The sequence below is a fragment of the Castellaniella sp. genome, from assembly GCF_034007085.1.
GTDB lineage: Bacteria > Pseudomonadota > Gammaproteobacteria > Burkholderiales > Burkholderiaceae_B > Castellaniella.
This window is the reverse complement of record NZ_JAVERO010000145.1, coordinates 1-4761: the sequence shown is the minus strand read 5'-3', so window position 1 is coordinate 4761 and position 4761 is coordinate 1. Positions and strand designations below refer to the sequence as shown.

The 4761-nt window shown below is 65.9% G+C and carries 6 protein-coding genes; 3 read left to right on the top strand and 3 right to left on the bottom strand.

The features are described from left to right. The 3 genes from RBR29_RS10525 to efp all read left to right on the top strand — a co-directional run. The coding region (locus tag RBR29_RS10525; RefSeq protein ID WP_320349107.1) for a DUF2863 family protein at positions 1 to 1139 on the top strand (1139 nt) is incomplete at its 5' end. Next, entirely contained in the window at positions 1136 to 2236 is a 1101-nt protein-coding gene (earP, locus tag RBR29_RS10520; RefSeq protein ID WP_320349106.1) for an elongation factor P maturation arginine rhamnosyltransferase EarP, read from the top strand. The genes RBR29_RS10525 and earP, both read left to right, overlap by 4 nt. Positions 2237 to 2363: 127 nt before the next feature. Then, positions 2364 to 2921 carry an elongation factor P gene (gene efp, locus RBR29_RS10515; protein WP_320349105.1) on the top strand — a complete coding sequence of 186 codons (558 nt, stop codon included), beginning with the start codon at positions 2364 to 2366 and terminating at the stop codon, positions 2919 to 2921. Positions 2922 to 3023: 102 nt separating this feature from the next. Here efp and RBR29_RS10510 read toward each other — a convergent pair whose 3' ends face one another. From RBR29_RS10510 to RBR29_RS10500, 3 genes are all read right to left on the bottom strand, one after another. Then, positions 3024 to 3506: a DUF1178 family protein gene (locus tag RBR29_RS10510; RefSeq protein ID WP_320349104.1), complete on the bottom strand. Its 483-nt coding sequence runs from the start codon at positions 3504 to 3506 to the stop codon at positions 3024 to 3026. A 2-nt stretch (positions 3507 to 3508) separates the two neighbouring features. Then, a complete protein-coding gene (locus RBR29_RS10505) occupies positions 3509 to 4075 on the bottom strand; it encodes a thermonuclease family protein (protein WP_320349102.1) in 567 nt (188 codons plus the stop codon). A 111-nt stretch (positions 4076 to 4186) separates the two neighbouring features. Continuing rightward, positions 4187 to 4761 (bottom strand): acyl-CoA dehydrogenase family protein (locus tag RBR29_RS10500; RefSeq protein ID WP_320349100.1); only part of this gene is annotated, 575 nt, incomplete at its 5' end.

The window sequence follows — 4761 nt, the reverse complement described above, 5'->3', positions numbered from 1 at the left end:
AATCGCTGTCGCGCTCGGGCAGCCACCTGGAAGACACCTACTGGGAAAATCGTCTGGGCGAAGCCCTGGACAAGGCCATGGGCGCCCGCCATGGGCGTGCTGTGGAATCCGCCCTGGATGCCTTGCTGGAACAGCGGTCGGCCGCCTACGAACTTCTGGTCGAACTGGCCGAAGCCCGCTCCGAATCGCTCATGCCCGGGCCGGACGGCCAGGATTGCGACGCCCTGCTGATTTCCGCTCCGATCCTGGCCTGGACCCGCTACCGGCTGCCGAATGGCCAGCTGAGCGCAACCCGGTTGCAGGCGCTCGAATCATTGCTGGCGGACACCGTGCTGGGCCCCGGAGCCCGGATCACCCTGCTGCCGTCGCTGATCCGCTTCGACCGCCTGCCGCAATCGTTCCAGGAAACCCGCTCCTGGACCCAGACGCTGGCACAGCGCGCCCTGGGGCAACGCCGCGATGGCCCCACGCTGCGCGACGCCGACGCCCCGGAAGACCTGCTGGCCGATGTGTTCTTCCTGATCGGTGCCGTGGTCGTGCCACGCGGTGGCGCCGTGTTCCAGTGGCAATCCCCCACGGTCGCAGAGCCGTCCTCTCAGGATACTGCCGCCGCCCGGTGGGCCGAAGGCTGCGCACGTATCCTGGAACCCATCTTCACCGGCTGCCAGCTGGAATATCTGCGCCCCGAGGCCTACTACACCAGCACCCGCCAGGCCGACCAGAGCATCCGCCCCCTGTCCCTGAAAGCCGCTGCCACCTGGCTGCAGACCGCGGCCCGCATCCCGGGCACGGAACTGCGGGCCGCGCTGGTCGCCTGTGGCGAACAGGCCATCGAGGAATACCGCATCGGCTTTTGCACCCGCAACAGCAACGACGTGATCTACGGTTGCGTCTGGCCCGCACTCAGCCGCGAAGAATCCCAGCCCGACCCAGACACCGAGAACCAGGTCGATACCTGGGATACGATCGCCGCCCTGCTGCGTGAATGCGGTATCCAGGACATCCGCCGCCTGCCGGGCCTGCAGCCCATGGAATTCTGCGAGGACTGCGGCACGCCGTATTTCCCCAATATGCTGGGCGAGATGCAGCACCCTGAACTACCGGAAGAAATCGATCCGGAACCGGTCCGGTTTCATTGATCCACCCCGCTCTCTCCTTCGATCTGTTCTGCCGCGTCGTCGACAATTTTGGCGATGCCGGGGTGTGTTGGCGACTGGCCCAGCGCTTGGCCGCGCTGGGCCAATCCGTGCGCCTATGGATCGACCGCCCCGCCGTGCTGGCACGGCTGCTGCCGGCGCTGGACGAGCAGGCTGCCAAACAGACCCTGGACGGTGTGCAGATCCGCCCCTGGCACCAGGCGGAACACACCGCGCCTCCTCAGGGTGGCGTGGTGATCGAAGCCTTTGCCTGCAACCTGCCTGCGACCTACCAAGCCGCCATGGCCGGGCGCGGCTGCCTGTGGATCAATCTGGAATACCTCAGCGCCGAACCCTGGGTGGAAGGCTGCCACGGCCTGCCTTCACCACAGGCCAACGGGGTGCCGAAATTCTTTTTCTTTCCCGGCTTCACGCCGGCCACCGGCGGGCTGTTGCGCGAACCGGACCTGCTGGTACGGCACGAAGCCGCGCAGGCACAGGATCGCAGCGCGCGCCTGCACGCGCTGACCGGACTGTCTGATGCGCGGTTCGCACTCGATGGGAATGAACTGGTCATACTGCTGTTCTGCTATGCCGACGCGCCGCTGGCAGGCTTGCAGGCAGCGCTGGCCGGACTGGAGCGCCCCGTCCGGCTGCTTGTACCCGGCGACCGCCTCCCGGCGGTACTGCGCGACCAGGGCGGCCTGCGCATCGTGCCCATGCCTTTCGTGCCCCAGGCCCGCTTCGACGAACTGCTGGGTTGCTGTGACCTGAATTTCGTGCGCGGCGAAGATTCCCTGGTCCGGGCCATCTGGGCCGGCGCCCCCCTGGTCTGGCAGGTCTACCGCCAGGCGGGCGACGCCCATCTGGACAAGCTGGAAGCCTGGCTGGACCGAGCAGACTGGCCTCCCCTCGCTGCGGAGCTGATCCGCGCCTGGAACCGGCAGGACGACGACGCCGTGGCCAGCGCGCTGCCAGCGGCCTTGCAGGAACCGGCCTGGTCCGGCTGGCGCACGCGTAGCCGCGCCTGGCGCGCCGAGCAGGCCACCCGACCCGACCTGGCCCGGAATCTGCTGGATTTTTGCCGGCAGCATCTCTGAGCAGGATCAACACCCGGCAGGCATCAAAGTAAAAAACCGCCAAACGCGCTAGAATGTGCAGTTGATTTTTTTCAGCTTTGCCTCGAACTGCGTTTTGGCACGGGGCACACATCCCCGGAGTTTTCCCATGAAAATCGCACAGGAACTGCGCGTTGGCAACGTCGTCATGGTCGGCAACGACCCGCTCGTCGTCCAGAAGGCCGAATACAACAAATCCGGCCGCAACGCCGCCGTCGTCAAGCTCAAGTTCAAGAACCTGTTGACCGGCAGCGCCAGCGAATCCGTCTACAAGGCCGACGAAAAATTCGAGCAGGTCATGCTCGATCACAAGGAATGCACCTATTCCTACTTCGCCGATCCGATGTACGTCTTCATGGACGAGGAATACAACCAGCACGAAGTCGAAGCCGACAGCATGGGCGATGCGCTGAACTACCTGGAAGAAGGCATGGCGGTCGAAGTCGTGTTCTACGACGGCCGCGCGATTTCCGTCGAACTGCCCACCATCATCGTGCGCGAAATCACCTACACCGAACCCGCCGTCAAGGGCGACACGTCCGGCAAGGTCCTGAAACCCGCCAAGATCAACACCGGCTTCGAACTGGCCGTGCCGCTGTTCTGCAACATCGGCGACAAGATCGAAATCGACACCCGCACCAACGAATACCGCAGCCGGGTGAACTGAGCCTCGCCAGACGACAAAAAAGCCCCTACGCTGCGCAGGCGCGTCGCCTGCTTGCTGCCCCCAAAAGGGGGCTTTTTTGTCTTGGAGCGTGACCAAACACGCTTACTGCAGCCGGTCGTCGTCCAGAATATCGGGAATCGGCATGATCGAGATGCCCTCATCGACCAGTTCACGGCATTCCTCGACCGAAGCCGTGCCCCGGATGGGGCGTTCCTCGATTTCGCCGCTGTGCATACGACGGGCCTCGTCGGCAAAGCGGGCGCCGACATCGTCGGTCTGCCGCACGATGCGGCGGATCTGGCGCAGGACTTCGGCCTGCAGGCGGGCCATCTGGTCGCCGGACGGCGCCGCAACCGCCGCCCGGGCGGCCGCCGCGGATTCGGCCCGGGGCGCAGACGGTTCGGCGCGCAGATGACTGATGTTCAGGCGTGGCGCTGAAACCCGGCGCGTGATCTGGTCGCTGTGACAGACGGGACAACGCACCAGCCCCCGGGCCAGCTGGTCCTGGAAGCTGTCCTGGGACGAGAACCAGCCCTCGAAAACGTGGTCGTGCTCGCACGAAAGGTCGAATACTTTGAGTGCCATGATCAGCAGATGGTGGTCGATCGGCCGTTTTCAAGCGCGTCCCAGCATTGCCAGCGCCATTCCCAGGGCGCAATCGCACCGGGTTGCTGCCACAGGCCCAGGCCCCGATCACGCGCCTGGCGTTCCAGGCCGGCCATGGCCGGGTCACGCAGGTATTTGCCGCCCCCCTGCCGGTTGGCCCAGGCCAGGCCGGATTCCACCATGACACGGTTGGCGGTCCGGCCATCGGACAAGGGGACATCACAGACGTCGCGCCCGTAGCGGTCCTGCTCATGGCAGCGCAGCGTCAAGGTCTTGCCGGCCACCAGACCGGCCAATGCCTTGCGAGCGGCCTGGCCGTAGGGTTGACCGGGCCGACGGCGGCCATGGCCGGTTTCGGGCGCATCGATGCTCGCCAGCCGCACCCGGTGGCGGTCCCGCCCCACCAACAGGGTCAACGTATCGCCATCGGAAACATCCACGACCCGGCCAGACAGGGCATAGGGCCCCACCGCCTGGGCGACCGGGACGGATAGCACCATGCACAGGCCGGCGGCCCACAGGATGCGCGCCTGACGGCAGCGCGCCACCCTGCGCCCAGGGTGAAGGGCATTGAAGAAAACAAGCATCGGCATGACCAGAATGACATGGCCGCGCCTGGATGCGCGGCCGATGCCGGCCATTGTAATGGACGCCCCCGATCAATCGGGCCAGGCACGCCGCAGCAAGGCATCCGCAGCCAACGATCCCGACCGGACACCGAACGCCTCTCCGCCAACAGCCCCCAGACGGCTGTCCACAAAAGCCCGCGCCACCGCATGCGGCGCATGACGCAGCAGCAGATCCGCCTGGACCAGCAGCACCAGATCCCGGGCAATCATCCGGGCCTGCGCCTGCTGTCCATCCGGACCGCACGCCAGGGCCGCCCGCAAGCGGTCGGCCACAATCCGCAGGGCCGACTCGTCCGGATGCGCCCGAGCCAGTCCATCAATCATCTGGGCGACAGCCTGGGATTCCTGGCGAGCAGCCCGCAACACATCCAGGCACATGACATTGCCCGAGCCCTCCCAGATGGAATTCACTGGAGCCTCGCGGTACAAACGGGCCATGGGTCCGTCTTCCACATAGCCATTGCCGCCCCAGATCTCCATGCATTCGGCCGTGACATCGATGGCCCGCTTGCAGACCCAGAACTTCGCCGCCGGGGTCAACAGACGGCGCAGCACTTGCTCGGCCGGCTGATCGAGGCGATCGAACGCCCCCGCCAGGCGCAAGG